This is a genomic window from Kangiella koreensis DSM 16069, assembly GCF_000024085.1.
Classification (GTDB): domain Bacteria; phylum Pseudomonadota; class Gammaproteobacteria; order Enterobacterales; family Kangiellaceae; genus Kangiella; species Kangiella koreensis.
Genome location: NC_013166.1, coordinates 1,053,033 through 1,073,643, shown reverse-complemented (window position 1 = coordinate 1,073,643; position 20,611 = coordinate 1,053,033). Strand labels below are relative to the sequence as shown.

Annotated in this window: 18 protein-coding genes; 7 read left to right on the top strand and 11 right to left on the bottom strand. The window is 42.2% G+C overall.

Features of this window, described 5'->3' with window-relative positions; translation table 11 throughout:
• Nucleotides 1-12 precede the first annotated feature (12 nt).
• Complete coding sequence (locus KKOR_RS05125; protein ID WP_012800954.1) at nucleotides 13-441, top strand: ATP-dependent zinc protease family protein; 429 nt, start codon at nucleotides 13-15, stop codon at nucleotides 439-441.
• A 102-nt stretch (nucleotides 442-543) separates the two neighbouring features.
• Here KKOR_RS05125 and KKOR_RS05120 read toward each other — a convergent pair whose 3' ends face one another.
• Both KKOR_RS05120 and KKOR_RS05115 read right to left on the bottom strand, forming a co-directional pair.
• Nucleotides 544-843, bottom strand: a complete 300-nt coding sequence (locus KKOR_RS05120) for a DUF6694 family lipoprotein (protein ID WP_012800953.1) — start codon at nucleotides 841-843, stop codon at nucleotides 544-546.
• 66 nt (nucleotides 844-909) lie between these two features.
• Nucleotides 910-1,410 carry a GNAT family N-acetyltransferase gene (locus tag KKOR_RS05115; RefSeq protein ID WP_012800952.1) on the bottom strand — a complete coding sequence of 167 codons (501 nt, stop codon included), beginning with the start codon at nucleotides 1,408-1,410 and terminating at the stop codon, nucleotides 910-912.
• A gap of 65 nt (nucleotides 1,411-1,475) precedes the next feature.
• On the opposite strand from KKOR_RS05115, the gene KKOR_RS05110 reads away from it, so the two are divergent.
• The gene (locus KKOR_RS05110; RefSeq protein WP_012800951.1) at nucleotides 1,476-2,231 is read left to right on the top strand and encodes an SDR family NAD(P)-dependent oxidoreductase; all 756 of its coding nucleotides are present in this window, start codon (nucleotides 1,476-1,478) and stop codon (nucleotides 2,229-2,231) included.
• Nucleotides 2,232-2,299: 68 nt separating this feature from the next.
• Nucleotides 2,300-2,836: a hypothetical protein gene (locus KKOR_RS05105; protein WP_012800950.1), complete on the top strand. Its 537-nt coding sequence runs from the start codon at nucleotides 2,300-2,302 to the stop codon at nucleotides 2,834-2,836.
• A 180-nt stretch (nucleotides 2,837-3,016) separates the two neighbouring features.
• Here the strand turns inward: KKOR_RS05105 and KKOR_RS05100 are convergent, their stop codons facing one another.
• A complete protein-coding gene (locus tag KKOR_RS05100; protein WP_012800949.1) occupies nucleotides 3,017-5,509 on the bottom strand; it encodes an Ig-like domain-containing protein in 2,493 nt (830 codons plus the stop codon).
• A gap of 468 nt (nucleotides 5,510-5,977) precedes the next feature.
• Here KKOR_RS05100 and KKOR_RS05095 point away from each other — a divergent pair, with 468 nt between their 5' ends.
• The gene (locus KKOR_RS05095) at nucleotides 5,978-6,775 is read left to right on the top strand and encodes a pseudouridine synthase (protein WP_049756753.1); all 798 of its coding nucleotides are present in this window, start codon (nucleotides 5,978-5,980) and stop codon (nucleotides 6,773-6,775) included.
• Between the two features lie 50 nt (nucleotides 6,776-6,825).
• Nucleotides 6,826-7,095, top strand: a complete 270-nt coding sequence (locus KKOR_RS05090; protein WP_012800947.1) for a DksA/TraR family C4-type zinc finger protein — start codon at nucleotides 6,826-6,828, stop codon at nucleotides 7,093-7,095.
• 84 nt (nucleotides 7,096-7,179) lie between these two features.
• On the opposite strand, the gene KKOR_RS05085 is transcribed toward KKOR_RS05090, so the two are convergent.
• A complete protein-coding gene (locus KKOR_RS05085; RefSeq protein WP_012800946.1) occupies nucleotides 7,180-8,346 on the bottom strand; it encodes a dipeptidase in 1,167 nt (388 codons plus the stop codon).
• 135 nt (nucleotides 8,347-8,481) lie between these two features.
• Here KKOR_RS05085 and KKOR_RS05080 point away from each other — a divergent pair, with 135 nt between their 5' ends.
• Nucleotides 8,482-8,940, top strand: a complete 459-nt coding sequence (locus KKOR_RS05080; RefSeq protein WP_012800945.1) for a MarR family winged helix-turn-helix transcriptional regulator — start codon at nucleotides 8,482-8,484, stop codon at nucleotides 8,938-8,940.
• 83 nt (nucleotides 8,941-9,023) lie between these two features.
• Here KKOR_RS05080 and KKOR_RS05075 read toward each other — a convergent pair whose 3' ends face one another.
• Entirely contained in the window at nucleotides 9,024-10,469 is a 1,446-nt protein-coding gene (locus KKOR_RS05075) for a bifunctional 2-methylcitrate dehydratase/aconitate hydratase (protein WP_012800944.1), read from the bottom strand.
• A gap of 195 nt (nucleotides 10,470-10,664) precedes the next feature.
• Between KKOR_RS05075 and KKOR_RS05070 the strand changes: the two genes are divergently transcribed.
• Nucleotides 10,665-11,948: an NAD(P)/FAD-dependent oxidoreductase gene (locus tag KKOR_RS05070; RefSeq protein ID WP_012800943.1), complete on the top strand. Its 1,284-nt coding sequence runs from the start codon at nucleotides 10,665-10,667 to the stop codon at nucleotides 11,946-11,948.
• Between the two features lie 61 nt (nucleotides 11,949-12,009).
• Here the strand turns inward: KKOR_RS05070 and KKOR_RS05065 are convergent, their stop codons facing one another.
• The 6 genes from KKOR_RS05065 to KKOR_RS05040 form a co-directional block, all read right to left on the bottom strand.
• Nucleotides 12,010-14,508: a multicopper oxidase family protein gene (locus KKOR_RS05065; protein ID WP_012800942.1), complete on the bottom strand. Its 2,499-nt coding sequence runs from the start codon at nucleotides 14,506-14,508 to the stop codon at nucleotides 12,010-12,012.
• A 339-nt stretch (nucleotides 14,509-14,847) separates the two neighbouring features.
• Nucleotides 14,848-15,732, bottom strand: coding sequence for a DUF5694 domain-containing protein (locus KKOR_RS05060; protein ID WP_012800941.1), 885 nt, complete (start codon nucleotides 15,730-15,732; stop codon nucleotides 14,848-14,850).
• 178 nt (nucleotides 15,733-15,910) lie between these two features.
• Nucleotides 15,911-17,437 (bottom strand): hypothetical protein, encoded by a 1,527-nt coding sequence (locus KKOR_RS05055; RefSeq protein ID WP_012800940.1) that lies wholly within the window; start codon nucleotides 17,435-17,437, stop codon nucleotides 15,911-15,913.
• Nucleotides 17,438-17,963: 526 nt separating this feature from the next.
• Complete coding sequence (locus KKOR_RS05050; RefSeq protein ID WP_012800939.1) at nucleotides 17,964-19,007, bottom strand: Vgb family protein; 1,044 nt, start codon at nucleotides 19,005-19,007, stop codon at nucleotides 17,964-17,966.
• A 204-nt stretch (nucleotides 19,008-19,211) separates the two neighbouring features.
• Nucleotides 19,212-19,913, bottom strand: a complete 702-nt coding sequence (locus KKOR_RS05045) for a hypothetical protein (RefSeq protein WP_012800938.1) — start codon at nucleotides 19,911-19,913, stop codon at nucleotides 19,212-19,214.
• A gap of 174 nt (nucleotides 19,914-20,087) precedes the next feature.
• Nucleotides 20,088-20,579: a DUF3592 domain-containing protein gene (locus tag KKOR_RS05040; RefSeq protein ID WP_012800937.1), complete on the bottom strand. Its 492-nt coding sequence runs from the start codon at nucleotides 20,577-20,579 to the stop codon at nucleotides 20,088-20,090.
• Between the last annotated feature and the right edge of the window lie 32 nt (nucleotides 20,580-20,611).

Below are 20,611 nucleotides of genomic sequence, written 5' to 3'. Positions count from 1 at the left end.
GAGATCAGCACTATGAACAAGATTAGAGTCGGCTGGAAAGAAAAAGCCAAGCTATCAGGGCTTGGCATTTCAAGCATTAAAGTCAAAGTCGATACCGGCGCCAAAACATCGAGCCTGCACGCCTTTGATATCAAGCTCATAGAAAGAGACGATAACACCTATGTCTCATTCAAGACCTGCCCTCTGCGCCGCCATCCTAAGCGAATTTTCAACTGCGAAGCAGAAATGATCGACTTCAGAAAGATCACCAGCTCCAATGGCGAAACCCAATCTCGTTACGTAATTCGCACCCCCATCACTATTGGCGACCAAACCTGGGATATTGATATCACCCTCGCTAATCGAGAAAAAATGCGCTACAAGATGCTGCTTGGTCGCGAAGCAATGGAAAACATACTCGTATCACCGACAGAAGCTTATTTACAGAGTCCCAAAGATTAAATGACTTGTGATAGTAAGCCTATTACAAGCAATGCCAAGTAACTTACAGCAGACATAAAAAAACCCGGCCTAGGCCGGGTTTTTAAATATTCTCGAAGCTAATTATTTAGCGCCATTAGCCTGCTCAATAATCTCTTCTGCGGTTTTTCCATGCAGCTTTTCTTTTAGTTCTTTCTCGATTTTTTCTTCATCGCCCATAGAACTAAAACCAACCTGCATTGCAATACTCATTACTGCTTGACCTAATTCCATTTTTTCTTCTTCGGTCATGTCTTTCGTCATTTCCTCCATCGAAGCTTCCATGGTTTGGTCATTCGTTGCATCAAATGTTGGTTCGCTGCTACAAGCCGCTACACCCAACGCTAAAAACAAAACAAAAATTGAACGGATTAAAATTGTCATACTGATTCCCTCTTATTAAGAGGCTTCATCTTACTGTAAAATAAACTCGCCTTCTAATATTTATTTCTACTCATTTAAAAAAATCTCCATCACATAGTCATCCATCACAAAACCTCTACCGATATCTACTACAACCTCATCTACAATTTTAAAACCCATTCGTTTATAGGCCTCTATACTGCCAGTATTATATTTGTTAACGGTCAGTTGTACCTTTGGCAAGTCCATTGATTTAGCTTGCTCGATGACAAACTCCATCGCCTGACGTCCTATCCCTTTTCCTCTATGCATGGAAGAAACATAAATCTTGCTCAAGAACAACGCCTCGCCATTACTGTAAAATGAAAGGTAGCCAACGAGCTCATCATCAAGCACAACATTGTAATAAAAGACTCCATCAGTAATCTGCTCTGCCATCGCCGAAACAGACTGGTATTTGTCCAACATATACTCAACCTGAGCAGAGCCTATAATTGGCGTGTAATGCTCACGCCAGATGCTAGCCGCCAGTTGCGCAATGGAGGGCAAGTCCGCTTCGGATGTTTTCTGAATAGTTATGGTCTTCATAAAACTTCTTATTTCCTCGAATAAGTCTTCACTTCGCCTTCACAGTAAAGCGGAATAATAACAGTATGGGTATCGCGATTATATTTGGCGCCAATGGTGGCATCGGACAAGAGTTTGTCAAACAGGCTCTCGAACGCTATGCGGTAGTCTTTGCTTGCTCACGTCCTAAGAAAGCAACACCTGATAGCTCCAAACTGCCCGATATTAAGACATTGGACAATGGTTTGGTCAAGGTTGAATTAAATCCACATGATGAAGAGCAACTGCAGCGCTTTGCGCAGCATGTGAGGGAACAATATGGCCATGTCGACCTCATTATAAACGCCATAGGCATATTGCACGATTCAAAGGAACTGCAACCAGAGAAAAAAATTGAGGACTTTAATCTCGATAATTTCATAGAGATGATGACAGTCAACGCCTCAGCTACAGCCTTAATAGCAAAGCACTTCATCAAACTATTGAAGCAGTCTGACGCGCAACCCGCCATATTGGCCAGCCTGTCGGCACGAGTAGGCAGCATTAGTGATAATCGACTGGGCGGCTGGTACAGCTATCGCGCCAGCAAAGCCGCGCTCAATCAGATCATCAAGACATTATCGATTGAAGTAGCACGACGCAATAAAAACACTGCGGTTATAGCACTACATCCCGGCACAACCGACACCAAATTATCAAAGCCTTTTCAACAAAACGTCAAACCCGGAAAACTCTTCTCACCAGAATACTCGGTACGTAAGCTGTTTGAAATAATCGATAACTTATTTCTAGAAGATAATGGAAAGTTCTTTGCCTGGGACGGCTCCACCATAGAATGGTGAAGCCTTTACATATTTTTCACACAGGGCCTGATAGGTTTAAATTACATTCGTGTTACAGGAGTTACAGTATGAGTCGTTTACTCTATAAGTCGGACAAACTCAAACATGTGCAAGCCACTTATGAGGATTTAAAGGCACACGGAATTAAAGATAGCGATCTACATGTTATCGCTAAGAAACAAGGCAAGGTCATGCGTCGTGGACTAAACACCGCGAATTTTTGGTATAAAACCAATGTACTGAATGGCAGTTTTAAGGGCTTTATTGTAGGTACTGTTATCGGTTTACTAATAGCTACCACGCTGTATAACATGCAAGCCTTAAACGGTCTTTACAGTACCTTTGGCTTTGTTGCCACCACCATCTTGCTTAGTGGATTTGGTACATGGCTAGGTGGGCTGCTTGGCCTTGAAAGTAAAAACTATAAACTTCGTAAATATTACAACTTAGTAGAAGAAGGCAAATACTTATTGCTGATTGATGTAAAAGAAAGAAATTTAAAACCAGTTGTACAATCGATTCACCAGAATCATCCACAACTGACGCTATTAAGTGATGAAATCGAAACCGTCATTCCTTTCGACTTCATGCAAACAAGCCACTAGAGATTTACAGGATTACCTGATGAATTAGTCATGGCCTTAGAGGAAAGGTTCTTACCCAAGATATAAGATACCCTCCTAACCCAAATATCTTATATCGCTTTTTAGCTCCCTCACCGGGAGCTTTTTTTTGCAATAAAAAAGCCACATCGAAATGTGGCTTCTTGTTTACTGTAATATTACTTATCTAATATGTCTTCTAAAAGTAAACCCGAGAAGTAGTAGCGCTAGCAACCAAAGGTCACTTGAGCCACCTCCACCACCTGATGAGGCAGGCTTGTTCACGGTAATAGTTACGTTTGCCGTTACAGACTCTCCACCGGAGTCAGTGACCGTGTATTGGAAACTGTCCTGGCCACTAAAGCCTGCTGCAGGTGTATAAGTGAAACCTGAACCCGATACACTCAGTGAACCATTGGACGGGTTAGTATTTTCGTAAGTCAATTCATCACCGTCAACATCTGAGGCATTGAAAGAACCTGAAACTGCTTTATCTACAGTAGTCGTTAACGAAACACTTGAAGCAGTTGGAGCATCGTTTACTGAATTAATAGTAATACTCACAGAGCCTTCTGAACTACCGCCATAAGTATCTTCAGCTTCGAAGGTAAATGTATCCTGGCCATTGAAGTCAGCATTTGGCTCATAAGTGAACTGACCAGCTGAAGTGATGCTCACAGAACCACTGTCGGGCTGACTGACAATTGAGAAGACAATTTCATCACCATCTGGGTCGGTTGCTTCGACATATTCTACAATGGAGCTGTCTTCATCTACTGAAAATTCATAATCAGACGTTGTTGGGCTCTTATTGAATTTATAAAGCTTAAGTTCACTTTCGTAATGCAATGCACCAACAACATGGCTACCATCAGTTGCTACACTTGAAAATTCAGGAGCACTTTCTATTTTAGAGACAATCGTAATATTATCAGGATCAGCTATATTTACAGTTAACAAACCCTCTGTCGAACTTAAAAGAACCTGATCCGCATCAAGCCTTGTAGCAGATGTTATTAAACCAAGTTCAACTAATTGAGTGCCATAGTAAGTAGGGTTTTCAATATCAGAAATATCAATTAAGAAAGCACCCCAGTCACTTGCAGACAGTAATTTATCACCTGTTACAAACAAATTTGCTTCTGCTACCTCAGATAATTCAGGAACATTCACGACGGCCGGAGATGCTAAATTACTAAAGTCAGCAATTAAAAGTTCTGACTCTATACTTGAAGCAAGTAAATAATCACCGTATGGGACAACATCAGTTATGTATTGAGGGCTATTAGTTTCAGCATGAACGGGGAAGGTTATAGACGCAATAAGTGATGGAACATTTCCGGATACATCATACATTGCAACCATGCCCGAGCTTGTACCAAGATATAAAGTATCACCAATCTCATTAAGGTAGGTTACCTCAGCTGAAGCGTCAGGAGTCTGAATATCGATCTGCGAAGAAGGGTTGAGAGTAGAAAGATCTATCGTCTCCAAATAGATACCTGTACCCAACCATGCAGTATTATTTTTAATTTCTCCTGAGAATGTATTGCTAATGTAAGGTATACGGCTTTTAGGAATAAAACTATTTTCAACATCAATAACATGGAAAAGACCTGTTTCATCACTAGCCAGCAATCGTCCATTATCCATACTTAAATCGTTTGGCAAAATAGACACTAGAAAGTGATCAAGTTTATCCATAGGCTGCATTTCAGCAGTTGCCAACCCATCAATCCCAAAAGCTATAAACATATTGGTGCCGTTATCAGTAATTTGATTAGTAGTACCAGTGGAATATCTAAACTGACCTAAGAAAGCAGGGTCTAGAGGGGTTGTAATATCAAACTCAAAAATCCATGCGTTAGATTTACCAGCGTACAATGTATCACCGACTACGTGTAAAGCATTCAGCAAATCAATAGTGTTAAAAAAACTTCCTGAGTCAATCGTTTTAACATAACTTGGACTTGCCATATTAGTAACGTCATAAACCCTCAAGCCATCTGTTGCGGCAATATATAAGGTGTTATCAATAATTAGAACATCTTTAAATAGGGTAGCAGTCGCATTAATTTCCGAGGTTTTAATAATGTTTTCTTCATTAGAAACATCAAAGATTTTAACTGTGTCAAAATCTGATATTGAATAAACAAAATTGGCAGATTTTTTTAATTCACCAGTACTAATCGAATCGAATGTTTGTGAGTTCAATTCCTGAATATTTGATAAGTCAGAGGCATTAAAAATAACAATGTCAGTATTTCCTCCACCAATATACAAGCGGTCTCCGGAAAGCTCTACACTATTAACTGCATAGCTAGTTGAATCATAAGACCCTACTAATTCTGGATTTAAACTATCTGTTAAGTCATAAAAATGAATTTCGAAGGGGCATTTTGCAACGAGTGTCGCACCATCTAAGTCTAAATCATCGACAGTACAGCCAACTTCCACTTCACCCGACAAAGTTATATTAGAGGCGTCAGAAACATCAAATACTTTAATCTCTTTACTTCCGTCGTTTACGTATGAAGCATTGCCATATGCTTCCACACCATAGTATGGACCGTGACCATAAACTTCACCGGTATCGACTAGAATTGTATCTTGAGAAATTACTGACTGAGGTAAAAATGCTAATGCGCTAGCAAGAAAGGGAATAACCTTTTTCATTGTTTTGTCCTATTTAATATTATATCCAAAAGACCATTTCTGGCCAAAAAACAGCCTAGAACTTTACTTTTGCATTGCCTGCAATGCAAGTATTTTGTAAAGAAAATGTAAAATATTCTGACGCGGCAATGCAAATATGACTTAACTTTCCCTTAACATCAATTAGTTAGATCTACTGCCAACAAATTAATGCATCCGTCCATTGGGAAGCAAAGAAGGCCTCACTTTGGTACAGGTGTTAATTCTTATCGCCATACACATTCGAGGTTAAGCACCTGCGCATCGAAACTTTGCCTTTGCCCAGCAAACCCATACAATGGCCTCCTGATCAACACACATAACGTTATTGTGTCCAAAGCCTATAAGCCCTCGAGAGTGACGCTTCCGCTTCAAAGCAGTTGTAAGTCGGTCTTGTCATTCCTGGTTGATACCTTTCCTCATGTCTCTGAATCTGAGTGGATGAGTCGAATGGCTGAAGGGAAAGTCTATTGGGAAAATCGCGTTAAAGTTCCGGTCGATGCAGACTATCAGGCCGGCAGGGTTTTATATTATCACCGCGAGGTGGAGCAAGAGCCGACCATTCCTTTTGCGGAGATGATTATTGAACACAATGAGCATTTCTTAATTGCCTATAAGCCACATTTCCTGCCCGTTATGCCGGGTGGCGTTTTTGTTAACGAGTGTTTACAACAGAGATTAATCGATAAAACTGGCAACCCAAACCTTCAGGCGGTTCATCGCCTAGACAGAGACACCGCTGGGCTTGTTATGTTTTCAACCAATCCGCACACTCGAAGCGACTATCATCAACTGTTTGCCCAGCAAAATATTAAAAAACACTATCAGGCAATCGCCAAAACACAAGCAGGCGAAAGTCTTAGCGGTAAAAGCTGGCATATTAAGAATTATTTAGCTCGTTCAGAGCCTCAATTTATTTTCCAGAACCTAGATACGTCTCCAGATGATACTTCTCCACATGATAAAGATGCTCAATACGCAGAATCACTTATCCATTGTGAAGATGATAACCTTCAACTGGGACTATTCACGCTATCCCCAATAACCGGGCGCACCCATCAGTTACGCCTGCACATGATGTCCCTCGGTTTTCCAATACTGAATGACCGTTTCTACCCTTCCCTGCAGCCGAAGCAAGCGGATAATTTCAGCCAGCCATTACAATTATTGGCCCACAAACTCAGCTTCATTGATCCAGTCAGTAAAGAGCCCCGTGCTTTCACCAGCCCCGTGCAGCTTGAAATTTAGCCGAAAACCCTCACAATAGTCAGTAACAGATTCCACTATCCCTTAATATTATGGCTTCAGGTTGGGCGCGCGAAGGCGCGGTACAGGAACAAATTGAAAGCACCATCAAAGATGGCGTTGAGCGTGCGCGTAGCGAAATGAACCACGCAGGAGAGTCACTGACTCACTGCGAATGGTGCGATGCCAAGATACCAGAGCCTCGTAGACAGGCGATAAAAGGCGTACGTTTCTGTATTAAATGCCAGGAAGAGTATGAGCAAGAAAAGCAAGCTTCCGCTGGTATGAATCGTCGTGGGAGCAAAGACAGCCAACTACGATAAGTATTGCTAACTTGATCGACTCAAAACGCAAAAGCTCTTCAAGGTAAAACCTAAAAGCACACACTAACCCATAAAAACTTTAGTTTAGCTCCAAACTTCTCGCATCAGATTGTAAGCATTTAACCCCAGTATTTTTTCAATTCGAGTACTAGTATGGCCTCTTTCAGCCAGCTTGTTAGCGAGCAAGTAGAATTGATTCTGACCTACGATATCAGGCATAAAGTTCAGGTTACCAATTTTTTCACCGGCTGCAGCTGCGCCATTATCAATACGATGTTGGGTCATCTTATCAGTGCTCTCCCTGACCTTGTTTATATCATCAATACCAGTGTATCCACCATCAGTTCCAATCGAGACATGATCTTCGCCACATATATTTATCGCGTGCTCAATGTGTGCCACCAGATGCTCAGAATTAGCTTTGCTATCAGGCGCCAGGAACGGCATAAAGTATACTCCGAACAGCCCCCCTTTATCGGCCATTCTCCGTAGTTCTTTGTCGGTCTTATTACGCGGAAAATCTGCAAGAGCACGACAGCCACTATGGCTGATGGTTATTGGTGCTTTACTGGCTTTAATCGCTTCAAGACAGGTTCGCACTCCACTGTGACTGAGATCAATAAGGATATTCTGCTCATTCATCTTTGTTACCGCTTCGTGACCAAACTCGGTAAGGGGTAAACGTGGACTGACATTTGCGCCGCCACCAATTTGATTTTGACCATTGTAGGTCAGCTGCATGGTTAAAACGCCCAGATGTTTAAAGGTTTCTATGTGTTCAAGATTATTGCCAATCACATGACTATTTTGAAAACCTAACGTTACTGCAAGTTTATTATCTATTTTCGCCTGAACAATATCGCTGAAGCTTCGAACTAAGGTCAGTACGTCCGAGTTAGCATCAATTAATTTATGATGCTGACTGAGTATGCTGACACTGGTTTCAAAAACATCATCGCCCGGATAGGCAGGAAACGGAGCGCCTGTTGTCTGTCTATAGCAGTCCAAACCACTCGCCAAGATATCCTGCCTTAAGCGATCCGTCATTCGCCAGTTTTCCTGAATACCGCCAGTCGGATCATTGATGTCGTATAGAACTCCTAAACCATCAAACACAAACCAGCTCTTGTATAGTTCACGGCTGATCACGTTCTCTTTATTTGACGCAGCTAATAAGCCGCCAGAGCTTAAGTTTAATCCGACAGCAGCAGTGGCTAGCGCTGAATTGGTTAGAAAGGATCTTCTGTTCATTGACGTTATTCCTTACGATCGGCTTGGTGGAGCAAAATCATTTTTTTGCAACATATTGCGCAACATGTTACATTCATTGTTAAATATAAGTCAAATATAAAACTTTCTACATTGAGATTTGAGGTTATAAAATTCATGAGCAACAAAGCGTTGTTAGGCAAACGAGCAGAAGATCTCAGTAATCTTATCGAACAACAAACCCAGCCAATATTCGACAGCCTGGGAATTATTGTTCCAATTAAATCATGTTCTACCCTCCTTTGTTTGCAAGAAGTAGCTCATTCCTCATTAGCGGATATCGCCAGAAAGCTAGAACAATCACACCAACTAGTAAAACAAAAGTTACCCAAATTAATAAAACTTGGGCTGATTAAGCAACAACCAGACAAAGAAGATAAAAGACGCACGCTTTACTCTTTAACTACGAAAGGGATATCCCAAACCTCTAAAATACAAACTTACCTTGCACAGTCAGAACAATTGGTGGAGAGTATTTCGAAGGATGTTGGTATCGATGTTTTTGAAGCCATTGATAAAGCCATCAAAACCATGCAAGAAAAAACCTTATGGGAGAGATATAAAGGTGCACCCTAGAACACCTTTAGCTTACTATTTCTTTGTTGAAGCTAGAGTGGACAAAGGCTAACGTCGCTTACGTTTCGCTCATAAAGATATTTTTAAATTACCAATAAATTCATAAACTCATTAACGGGGGTTTCCAGGAAAGCTTCTTCATCCAGACACAGATCAATAATTTCCTGACCATGTTTTTTAGGAAAGCGTGTGAATACATTCTTTTTGAATTTGTCGACCAATACCGGGATGCCTTCATCACGACGGAAGCGATGGCCTAGCGGATATTCCACTTCAATTTTATCGGTGGAGCTACCCTCTTTAAAAAAGATTTGAATAGCGTTGGCGATGCTTCGCTTTTCTGGCTCGTGGTAATCTTTAGACCATTGTTCATTTTCAGTGACCTGTATCTTTTCACGTAAGGCATCAATTCGCTCGTCGTCTGCAATATCATCTTCATAATATTCTGCCACCAGATCACCAAACAGTAGTCCACAGGTAACCATGTACTGTAAGCAGTGATCCCTATCGGCTGGGTTATGCAGCGGTCCTTCTTTTGAAATGATTCGAATCGCGGATTCATGGGTGGTTAGTTCGATGCGTTCAATGTCATCCAGCCGACCTTTTACTTCATCATGCAATTGAATCGCTGCTTCTACTGCAGTTTGTGCGTGAAACTCTGCTGGGTAGGAAATCTTGAACAAGATATTTTCCATAACATAGGAACCATAGTCGCGCTGAAACTTAAATTCTTTGCCGCCGAAGGACACATCATAAAAGCCCCAGCCTTTTGCTGTTAACGCACCGGGATAGCCCATTTCACCTGTCATGGTGATCATGGCCAAGCGTACAGCTCTTGATGTTGCGTCACCCGCTGCCCAGGACTTTCTTGAACCAGTGTTTGGAGAATGCCGATAGGTGCGTAAAGATTGTCCGTCAACAAAGGCCTGTGATACAGCGTCAATGATGTCTTCTTTTTCGCCGCCAAGCATGTGTGCAATAACAGCCGTTGAAGCAACCTTGACTAGAATGACATGATCCAGACCGACCCGATTAAAACTGTTTTCGAGCGCTAGAACTCCTTGAATCTCATGAGCCTTGACCATGGCTTCCAGCACTTCTTTCATGGTCAATGGCGAATAACCTTCCGCTATTGCCTGCCGACTCAAGAAATCAGCTACGGCAAGAATGGCGCCGAGATTGTCGGATGGATGCCCCCACTCCGCCGCCAGCCAGGTATCATTAAAATCAAGCCAACGCACCATACAGCCGATATCAAAAGCAGCCTTGATTGGGTCGAGTTCGAACTGAGTACCCGGTACTCGCGCACCAAAGGGCACAACCGTTCCTGGCACTATGGGACCAAGATGCTTGGTACACTCTGGGTAACGCAAGGCAAGAAAACCACACCCTAAAGTATCCATCAGGCAGTAACGTGCGGTTTCCATCGCCTCATCACTGCTCACCACATAATCAGCGACATATTCAGCAATATCGACCAAAGCCTGATCGGGCTCTTGACGAACATTCGACTCAACATTAGTGCTCATACCAATTCCTTAATCCATGTATTACTCATAAGCTTATACTAACGCTGCACGGGGCTTGATGTCATGTACCAGATTCCCAATATCACGCAAGTACGCCCCACTCTCCTCCTACCTGATGAAATAGCCTACCTGCCCAGTTGACTATTAACACGCTTTCTCTATGATTCTCACAACACTAATGACTATCAGTTAATCATGGCCAATTATCCAAACAGTTATTACGCGGCAACGCTGAACTCCAAACTGGAAACCAACCCTCTTCCACAGAACCTTGAGGTTGAGACCTGTATTATTGGCGGTGGTTATGCCGGTCTGATGACAGCTCTGAGTTTAATTGAGCGAGGCCATACCAATATCGCGGTTATTGAGAAACATAAGGTTGGCTGGGGCTGTTCAGGTCGTAATGGCGGCTTCGTGTTTGGCGGCTATTCTCTTGGGCCTAAACAGCTCATCAAGCAGGTGGGTGAAGCAAAAGCTAAAGAGCTTTATCAATTAACGCTGGATGGCGTGAACCTGATCCGTGAGCGGGTTAAAAAATACAATATTGATTGTGATCTGGTTGATGAAGGTGTGTTATGGGCGAACTGGTTTAAAGACCAGTCATTGTTACTGGATGAACAAGCTTTCATGCGCGATAAGATGGATGTTGACTGGCAGTACATTGAACCTGAAGTACTGCGCGAACAGCTTAAAACTGACCGTTACCATGGCGCACTGTTTGAACCAAATGCCATGCACTTCCATCCACTTAATTATGCACGCGGCATAGCCAAACAAATTCAATCCCAAGGCGGCCAGGTATTCGAAGACTGCCCGGTACTTGATATCGATTACCAAAGTGCTACCAAGGTTGTTAAAACGGTTAATGGGAATGTCAAAGCCAAGAATGTTGTTTTATCAGGCGGCGGCTATATTGGCGACTTGTGCAAACCGGTTGCGCGTTCGATTCTCCCAATTGCCACTTATGTCATGACCACAGAACCACTGGGCGATGAATTACAGAACTACATCAATACCCAAGCAGCCGTTTACGACACCCGCTTCGCCTTTGATTATTATCGCCCGCTCAAAGACACCCGTCTGTTGTGGGGTGGGCGCATCAACGCTAATACCAGCAAACCTAAAGACTTGGATCATATTTTGCGTCGCGACCTGGCCAAAGTATTCCCCGATCTAAAAGACGTTAAGGTCGATTACAATTGGCAGGGTTGGATGGGCTATGCGCGCCATCAGATGGCGCAAATTGGCGAGCTGGCACCTGGCGTCTGGTTTGGTATCGGCTTTGGTGGACATGGCGTTGCACCAACTACTACGGCAGGCGAAATCCTCGCTGCGGCCATCACCAAACAGAATGAAACCTATAAGAACTTTCAGCCTTGGGGCCTACCCTGGAATGGAGGACCTTTTGGACCTATGGCTGCCCAGACGAGTTACTGGTGGTATGAACTTAAAGATTGGATGAAAGAAAAGCTGGAATAATGCAGCGACCTAAAAAAACCTACAAGCTAAAACGATAATATTTAGCTTGTAGGTTAGCCGTTTAATTATGCGGAACTACAACATAAGACTCTGATGTGTCTGAATTTCCAGAGCCATCGGTTGCTGTATAGATAATAGTATAAATCCTACCGTCTTCACTACCATCACGTTCAGCTCTTAGCTGGAACATCAGATCAGCAAGTCCATAATCAGCACCGGCAATATCATCTTCAAAACTACCGTCACCAGTTCCATCGTCAGGTTCATTGCTGGTAATTGATGTTAATTCAAAACTAGGGTTAGCATCACAGACATCGGTGACCTCAACTGTAGTTTCGATATCAATCAACTTATGGTTAGGAGCCCATAACGTTTCTTTATCCAAAGTGACAACAATGCTCGGGTCAGTTGTGTCTTCGACAGTAACCGTTACTTCATCAGCATCTGAAAACTCGCCATCCGAAACCGTTAATGTCACAACGGTATCGCCAAGTGGGAAATCAGCGCTAGGGGTAACGCTAGTAGGATCATCGAATACGATTCCAGGAGCGGTCCAGAAATAACTCAAAGTATCGCCTTCTGGATCGGTAGAAGCACTACCATTTAAGATAACGGATGATCCATCGAATGCAGAGCATTCAGCGACTTGATCAACACCCGCATTGGCAGTGGGTGGCGTATTACAAAAAGTGATACTGGGATCAAAATCATCACAATCAAACTCAGTAGTAACTCCATCACCATCTCGATCAGTATCTAAAACCACCAATTCTGAAATCATGCCGATAGTTGCATGAAGGAATAAATGACAATGGAACACCCAGCGCCCTGCTGCCCCGCCACTACCGAAGTATTGGTTTGGTGCGGGAGCATCAAGCTCTTGTCGCGTATCAGTAATACGAGGCCTGTCTTCCAGACGCATCCGTAACACGACACTTTGTCCCATGTACACATCAATAACGTCAACAAACTCTTCATAATCAAATTCATATAAAACTGAATCATCACCGAGGTCATCCATATCTGCCCCATTGTCAATTACTCGAACAGGCTGGAATGAAAAACCATGATGATGGAATGGATGGTGTTGTTGCGTGAAATTGGAAATCGTAAACTCTATGGTGTCACCCGTTTTGGCATAACGCGTAGCGTCTTGATAAGGCACTTGAGTATAGTCAGGCCCACTGGTTTCAAAATGTCCAATCACATCATCGATACCAATTTTCCCTGCCGAAATACCCACAAGACGAATGATAGGATCATCGGATCCTTTGCCAGCTCCAGGATTACTATCAAATACTACAGTTGGGTCTGAGTAGACATCTGTAATAACTTCATCTTTTAAGTTTTCAATTCCATCACTGCCAAGAATCTCATCATCTTCAGCAATGGTATAACCGGGATCGGATAAAGAGTTATCAATTTTTATATAGAAAAGAGGACCGTGTGATATGTGATTCAGTGGTGGGCCGCCGCGTGAAAAAGCGACATCATTGACAGTGATAATATCGCCATCATTACCCTGTGGCACGACAACCACATCTGCTCTTTGCGAAGCACTGATCAAAACCTCACCCTTGTTGATCTTGGTATCCCAAGAACCAAGCGTTCCACCTTCAAGTCGAACCGTCTCTAAAAACCCGCCTTCGCCACCGATACGATAGATATTGTTGTCACTACCATTGTTGGTAACCGCCAGCCTAAAGTATCGATTGGTCGACGTGTTTATCAGTCGCAAACGAACACCTGAGCCTGCTTTTGCGGTAATTACCGGAGTTTCAACGCCCCCCTCCTGACCATTAACCAATGGCAAAACACCATTAGCAACGCCTGTGCATCCAGCACCAGTATTACCACACTCTTCAGCTAAAGTTGTCCAAGGCACAGCTTCCGCACCATCGAGCAGACCAACATCACCGTCAGCATCGAATTCAATGTCACTTAACACCAAAGTATGGGTATTGTCTTCCGAAGGGATAACGCCACTAGCCTGCAACATGGGTTCATTTGGATCTTTAACAATCAAAGCGCCATAAGCGCCAGCAAAAGTTTGTGGTCCAGGCATCATATGCGGATGAAACCAAAAGACTCCTGGCCGAGGTGCAATAAAGCGATAAATATACTCTTGATTCTCAGTTAATCGATTCTGAGTGACTCCAGTTCCATCGCTATCATTATCTAACTCGATACCATGCCAATGAATACTTGAATTACAGGCAACAGCTGCGCAATCACTTGGCAGTGTATTGGTAAACTTAACAATCACAGTATCACCGGCAGTGACGACAATCTGCGGTACTGGAATACCATCAGGTTCAATCGCGGGATAGCCGCCTACTCGGTTGTCATCTTTATAAATTATGGTATGAACCGTTTGTGAGTCTAACGTAACGTCCTGCTCACCAATGGATAGTTCAGCTTCAAAGATATTCTCGTCAGGATTAAGGTCGACGACATCGAGGACAGGTTTGGAGAAAGTTGTTTCAGCGTAACAATTAACGCTAAAGATAATTAAAATAAAAAGCTTAAAGACCCTCTTAAAGACTTGATAAAAATCCATTTTAACCTCCTTGTAAGAACTTGGTTCTTACATTCTAAAAATAGAACTGCTCACGGCATTTCACAAGGAGTTTATCTATTGCACAGTTTTATATAACTATTTATTTTTTGATAGGTTGTTTAGGCAAGCCAAGAGAGAGAAGAAAAATAGAAAAGACGAATAATGTCTAAATAATAACTCCCTGTAACAGGTTTAGCGTTATAGCAAATTTGCCAGGCATTAACAATTGTCGGTTTTTCTTACATCATAACAACAAAAATTATGAAGCAAAGCAGGCTCTTGACCTTGCCCACCTTGTACGTTGATTAATCTACAAAAATTGCACCGCAAGCGGTAAAACTATTGTTTGATTGATTGAGAAGCTTTCTCCAAATAAGGAACCGGATCAACCAGTTCATAATCTGTTAGTCCATTAAGAATATATTCAAACCAAGGCTTATGACCTGCTCCATAAATGATAACCACTCGGTCGCCGGGCTTGGTAACATTAATCAGCTTTGAAATAATTTTAGTATTACGCATCATGTACAAAGCAAACAACTCTGCGCCAGGTTGCGATTCGCCTTGGTCAAATTTCATCAGATCAAAATACATATCATCATCAATCAAAGGGCTGCCTGGTGTGTTTGCCAGCGCCAAATACTCAGCCAAATCACGATGTAAATTATCCTTAGTGAAACTATTTAAACGCTCGGTAACATCACCAATCATACTTTGAAATTCCGCCATGCGACTTTGCCTATTGATTTGCTCTATCAGCTTCTGCATCGGGAAATAATCAGGCTCACCCTCTGAAGGTTGCTCATCAATGCCATGAACCTGTTTCAAGCCAGCAAGTTTTGCAAGTCGATAACCAAGCTGAATGGTTTCATTGCGCTTGCTCAATAAATCAGATTCCTTGAATGCCACAAAACCATTATCAATATAATAAGGAGCTTTAGTTACTCGCTCAACAGCAACAACTGTCGGTTCAAACTGCCTCAATGACTCAGCGATAGCTTGCAACTCTTGCTGTCTTTGCGGAGTCAGGACATCAATCGGCTCAATATTGATAACATCCAACCCAGGGCTAGCAAAGTGTTCGCTACCAATAACCATCACTTGAACAACATTAGAATCGGCATGGTTTTCCTTTATTTGATTATTGCCGCCAACTGACTGGTGGCTAGCGCAGCCAAATAAAACTAAGAAAAACACCCCAAATATATAAACAAACCTACTCATTAGTACGCTCAAAAAATAATAGTTAATAAGAGTTAGATGCGCAGATGATTGGAATGGTTTAGTCAGCTCTAAAAAATAACGAAATGTTGGTTAACCCCTTCGGAGTGAGCATTAAAAAGCTGGAATAAATCCAGCTTTCCTGTTCTCGGTATAGGTTTCGGTATAAGTTTAGGTTTACTTAATCCTTAACCGCACGATCAGGAATAATCCACAAGTAATCAGTCAGCGTGAGACCTTGTAAACATTCACTGCTCGGAGTTAGATCATCTAATAATCCAGGACAGTCTGGATTCTGATAGCTAGCAGTACCAGCAACCTTACCGGTCGGCCAACCTGCTCGAACATGGCAGTTACGACAGTTAGTTGCAATCGGATGAATAACACCTTCAATATAAGGATTTACTGCAATATCCAATTTACCGTCAGGATTGGCAGGAACCGCATAGGCATCCGTTAATAAATAGTGATCCCATGGACCTTGCGCCTGTGGCAAGTCTGGACGATGGGCAGAGTAAATTCCTACGTTAGGCGCATCCGACCACCAGACACTTTGCAGAGTCCAGCTGACTAACTCTTTGGTATTCACGTGCATCGCGACGGTCACTAAATAGTCACCAACCTCAATTGGCTTACCGTTGGCCCATCGGCTGGCAGCATCAAGAATCGCTTTATCAGCTTCGTCAAAACGCTTCCAATCTTCGTCAGTAATTTTATGGAAGTAAAAATCATCAAGGGCATACACTTTGGCTTTAGCTTTTACGGTATCCATCGTATTGCCTTCATGGTCTTTAACACCATATAAGAACTCCGCATTGGCGATCTGTCCTACCTGCAATCCAGATGGGTCAATGGCAACTAATGTGTCCCACACTTCATAACCCGCATAACCGGTGAAGCTTGGCTCAAAGTTGTTTTTCCAAACCGGAATCCCAGTAATTCCTTTCGCTTTAACCGGCCAATACATGTGCTTAGTAACAATCCACTTTTGATCCAGATCCAGCATGTGGGTGCCTTTAGCGTGCTCATCATTTAAAGTCGACTGTAAATAGAGTTTACGTCCGCGAATATCATTCATGGCTGCCTGACTTAGAGACTCAGTCGCAATCATAATATCGCCGTTAGAAACAAAATTCTTACCATCGCAAGCAATATCATTACCATGCTTATCTTTGCAAATACCTTTTGGATAGCTCGTTACAACTTCAGAAGGCAGCTCATAGATAGGCGCAGGGGTATCGACGTCTGGTGCATTTTCTAAGTTCTTTTGTACGATTGTTGAATGGGCTCTCTTAGCTTGAGGCTTAGGTTTCTCCTGTTCCGTCCCAATTGGACCCGGGCCTGATGTTTCGAAAGCACCCTTGGTGTTCGGCCAACTGAACCATAATGGCCAGCCCAGGCTTTCGTCTGGTTGCATAATGCCCGCCCATAAACTCCAGGCATGCTCACGAATAATTTTTCTGTCACCTTTATCCGTCGCTTGCTGCAAGACTTCAAGATTTTCCATGTAGCCATAGCCTTCTGGAAATGGTACATAACTGTCAGAGTTCCAGTCGACTATCTCAACAAGAGTCTCCTCAGCAACCACCTCAACTTTTTCAGAAACTTCTTCAGGTGTGCCCTTTGGCTGTGATGAGTCTTCTTGCTGACATGCAAATAAAAAAGTACTGAAAAGCCAAACCGCCAATAGTCTATATATAAGAATCATTGGATTTCCCCTTTGTGCTATATGATTAATTAGTTTTTGTTCGAATGGTCATACTCAGAAAGTCCTTATAAATATTTTAAGTTCCTTGATAGCAGTTCCATTACGATTTTTCCTAACAACACTGGCTGAACAAACAACCAGAAAATCATAGTCCTATAATTCCAAACAATAAACAAACGATTTAGAAATGCATATTTGCATCAGAGAGAAAGTCTTGAGCGAACGTATTGCACGATAGGGAGTGACGGTGGCGTAACCCTTTAGGGAATCTGCTCTTAAATCTTGTCATCTGACCCACAGGGCTGGTTTTTGCTCCTGCAAAACCTGCATTCCTGACGTCCTGTCAGCCAGAGGTAGGAAATGTACCAAAGGCATTCCTTTTAGTCACAAGCAATTCTTGGAGAATTGCCTGCCTGAATAGCGACTGAAAGGAATCCCTTTAGGGAATCTACTCTTAAGTCTTGTCATCCTGAACTAGATTCAGGATCTGCTCTTGCTCTTTGAATATTAATTTAAAAAGTTAACTTTATTTCTTACTTCCTTTTCCCTTACCCTTCATCTCACCCCTGGCAATAAATCCGGTATCAATACCAAACCAGAAAGCATCTTCATTCGCGTCATAATACATGTGACGAATAGAACCACCTTCTTTAATCACGGTGCTGCTGATAAATTTTTCAGCAGTGGTATCAAAGCCCACCATTTCATTCGGATAAGGTCCAGTCTGAGCAATCCAGATCACTCCGTCATCATCCAAAGCGGTGCCGTAAGGACGACTGCCCTCGCCTGCGGGTAACAACCACTCTTCAAACTTTTTATTTTCTGGATTATAACGGCCTAAAAAACCGCCCATATAATCCACGTACCAGATATTGCCATCTTCGGTGATTTCTAAACGACGAGGACGTGCATTATCTCGAGGAATTTTAATTTCAGTTAGTTCTAAATTTTCCTTGTCAACAAAAGCCAGTTTGTTTGTACCAAGCAGTACAGACCAGACATTATCTTTAGCATCAGTTTTAATGCCATAGGGACGCGAACGCTTCTGCGTCATGCTGACATAACGAACATCACCAGTGTCTACATCAAGATGCCCCACCACATTCGAATGCTGCGCGGTAAACCAGATGTTTTCATCAGCATCAAATACCAATGTATGCGGATCCTTAACAGCCTCCGGCATTGGGTATTGTTTAATATCACCAGTGTCAGGATCAATACGACCAATATGCCTATTACGGTTTCCCGCGTACCAAACAAAACCATCACTATCGACAATTAAATTATGCGGATGACTCCCCTCAGGTACCGCAAACTTCGTCATCTCACCCGACTCAGGATCTAAACGCGCAATATAATTATCCGCCTGACCACAGAACCACACCATCCCATCAGGAGCCACCGCAGGATCACGAGGACGCCCGCCCCACTCTACCTCGTAAGACTTAACTTCAAGCAAAGAAGGTAACTGAGCCGATGGAGACGAATTATCAGCAGCCTCAGCGGAAACGACTAAAAGCCCTGAAAGGAAAAGAGAAGATAATAGAAACTTCAAAGAGGTGTGAAACATAAAGAACTCCTGCAGTTAGACACAGGAGTTTAGTATAGAAGGAAGTTTAGAGAAGAGCAAAGAGGTGGTAGTCAAACTACCAGTATTGTCATCCCGTGGTACCTAAAGGTACTTCCCTCGGTCGCTCACCACGGGATCCAGTGACTTTAGAAACAAGCGGTGCGTCACGACGCACCCTACAGTTATTGCTATATAGATATCTATCTACTTAGCAATCAGAGTAAAATCATATTCCAGATAAAGACGTAATTCAGATACAGAAGCTCGCTCCCACATTAATGATTGGCTTAAACCATCAATGTCTGCTTTATAATTATCACCAAATATTTCAATGGTTGAATTTACATCTTTGGCAATTGCAGCTAAAAGTTCTTGGCGATACTTTTCAGGATTTACAATACTCAAAACAAGCTCACCATTTTTTTCAACTTCGGTACGTCCTGACACTGAAATATCAACTATGAAATCATTGATACGGGTCACTAACTTTTCAACTTGATTTTTATTATTGATTGGCGTCTTAATGTATAAGTTAACAACAGAAGTATCCGTGCGCTCTCCCTTTTCAAAATCCAATTGCAAATCATCTAACGTAATTGGATAAACGATTTCTTTACCCACACCTAACTCAATTAGCTTACTTTTATTTGCACTTTTAAGAATATCCTTTACTGTACTGGTAAGCTCCTTTTCACGCAACGTTTGATCCCTGGAATCATTAAGTAACTTAACTTGCTGCACTAAATAATCAGCAGGTTTAACTAATGTTACAGCTGGTGAGTCATACCAATCGATTCTTGACCCTGTAACTACAATAGTTTCAACGTCATTGGCTCGCAGCGAGCCTGAAATCACTATTGTCAAGAAAAAAAAGATTAATACGATTAGGTTTTTAATATTCTTCATGTGTTTTCCTTATTAGAAGTTTGCGTTGCCTATAATTATTCAATAACAGCAGTATAAGTGGAAATTATGCAGGAGCAAAGAGGTTCCAGTTCCGTAGCCTCGATTAACTTTAACGTAATCGAGGTATCCTAAAGGAAAACCTAATAGCTTCTTTCAGGCTGACCTTCTTGTAGATTACTTATCCTTCAAAACCCCATCAAAATATAAGGGTCCCCTTTTTTGTTTATTTAAAGGAATGGATAACTTTATAAATATTGATGATGCATGAGGTGCATCTGGATCGTAGTAGATTATCACAGGCTTACCCACCTGATATTGCTGTAGAAACTCTTCAGCTTCTTTGTGAGTAGATTGGTTTATCAGAACCAGAGCCAATTGCTGGCCGTGATAGCTTTTACCATCAATCTCATAGGTGTATTCGATATGGGGTTTGTAAGATGTGATACTAATCGTATTAGAAGGGCTATGCTCTGTCTTAACTTCTGTGCTTTGAATGAAGCCTGTCGTTCGTTGCCAATGTTTGTAGTTGTTTAAGCTTTCATCGGCATATTCTTTAAATGCTTTTGCTGGCTTTTTTAAAAAGTTAGCCATCAGTCTTAATGCAAAGACAGAAACCAGTAGGAATATCCCTATTCCAAATACTGCTGCTAACTCTTCAATCGACATATGTCATCCCTGTTTCTGTTCCTATTTCTATT